Source organism: Campylobacter sp. RM9333 (assembly GCF_020137705.1).
In the GTDB taxonomy this organism is placed as follows: Bacteria; Campylobacterota; Campylobacteria; order Campylobacterales; family Campylobacteraceae; genus Campylobacter_E.
Window position 1 is genome coordinate 1 of sequence record NZ_JACGAY010000041.1, and the last position, 2,125, is coordinate 2,125.

The 2,125-nt window shown below is 41.1% G+C and carries 1 rRNA gene; it reads right to left on the reverse strand.

The window, feature by feature from the left end:
• Positions 1 to 1,735, reverse strand: a 23S ribosomal RNA gene (locus AVBRAN9333_RS09345); the annotation flags it as partial.
• Positions 1,736 to 2,125: the final 390 nt, after the last annotated feature.

Consider the following 2,125-nt stretch of genomic DNA (forward strand, 5'->3'; position numbering starts at 1 on the left):
CCACACCTTATACCGAAGATACGGTGCTATTTTGCAGAGTTCCTTAAAGAGAGTTCTTCCACGCGCCTTAGAATACTCATCCCACCCACCTGTGTCGGTTTACGGTACGGGCAACATTATCTAAACTTAGAAACTTTTCTTGGCTCGACGGCATCAGCAATTCTTCCTTCCATCCGAAGACTTCAGAAAGCCTTTCAGTTCTCGGTCTAATGTTATACGGATTTGCCTGTATAACAACCTACTACCTTAGACTAGCACTTCCATCCGCTAGCTTGCTTAGCCCTAAGCGTCCTTCCATCGCACAATAATGTTGGTATTGGAATATTAACCAATTTTCCATCGCATACCCCTTTCGGACTTTGCTTAGGACCCGACTAACCCTACGATGACGAGCATCGCGTAGGAAACCTTGGGTTTACGGCGTTAATGATTCTCACATTAATTATCGCTACTCATGCCTGCATGCTCACTTCTATACGCTCCAACGCTCCTTACCGGTACATCTTCAACGCCTATAGAACGCTCTCCTACCACCCAAGCTAGGCTTGGGTCTACAGCTTCGGTACTTATTTTAGCCCCGTTATATTTTCCGCGCAAAATCACTAGACCAGTGAGCTATTACGCTTTCTTTAAAGGATGGCTGCTTCTAAGCCAACCTCCTGGTTGTTAAAGTAACTTCACATCGTTTTCCACTCAAATAAGATTTAGGGACCTTAGCTGGTAGTCTGGGTTGTTCCCCTCTCGACGACGGATTTTATCACTCGCCGCCTGACTGCTGTGATTACACTATAAGTATTCGGAGTTTGATAGGGTTTGGTACATTGGTGTATGCCCTAGCCCATTCAGTGCTCTACCCCTTATAGCTACTACACAACGCTATACCTAAATATATTTCGGAGAGAACCAGCTATCACGAAGTTTGATTGGCCTTTCACCCCTATCCACAAGTCATCCGGAGCCGTTTCAATGGCCGTCGGTTGGGTCCTCCACTAGTTCTTACACTAGCTTCAACCTGCTCATGGATAGATCACTTCGTTTCGGGTCTGCAGCATCTGACTTATCGCCCTATTAAGACTCGCTTTCGCTACGGCTTCACGTTAGCTTAACCTTGCCAGACACCACAACTCGCAGGCTCATTATGCAAAAGGCAGTCCATCACCCTGTATTGCTACATAGGGCTCTGAATGATTGTAAGCAAATGGTTTCAGGTTCTATTTCACTCTGATCACCTCAGTTCTTTTCACCTTTCCCTCACGGTACTTGTACACTATCGGTCAGACATTAGTATTTAGGGTTGGATCGTGGTCGACCCAGCTTCAGACAAGATTTCACGTGTCTCGCCCTACTCAGGATACTGCTAAGTAAAGTAAAGATTTTATGTACGGGAGTATCACCCTCTACGCTCAAGCTTTCCAACTTGTTCTACTATCTTTGCTTAGTCTTTGTTGCAGTCCTACAACCCCACTAGTAAACTAGTGGTTTGCCCTCTTACGCTTTCGCTCGCCGCTACTAGCGTAATCTCTATTGATTTCTTTTCCTGTTGGTACTAAGATGTTTCAATTCCCAACGTTCGCTCCATATATGGTAATACATATCTCTATGTATTGGGTTGCCCCATTCGGAAATCTACGAATTAATGCCCCTTGACGGCTCCTCGTAGCTTATCGCAGTCTAGTACGTCCTTCATCGCCTTTGTCTGCCAAGGCATCCACCATTTGCTCTTATTAGCTTACCTTTGTTAATAATGTTATTAATATTTTTACAATTAATAGTATTAATTGAAATATATTTGCATGCATTATTGTTATTGTTTTTAGTATTACTAAAACGCATTACTTCCTTGCTAAAGTTTTTATGTAATTATTAATCTTAATCTTCAAGACGGAAAGCGTCTAAGCTGTGATGCTTAAAAACTTTTTCTTATATATACTTAAATATATGTAATAAGAAAGAGATTAAGTATAACTACCTTTAACAAGCTTATGAAATTGTTTTATATTACTTGCTTGTGACTCTTAACATTGATAAATAAAATAACACTAGGTTAGAAACTATATATAAACATAGAATTAAATTAAATAAAACCTAGAAAGAACATTTAGCTTAAATGCTCTGTTTAAGTTTT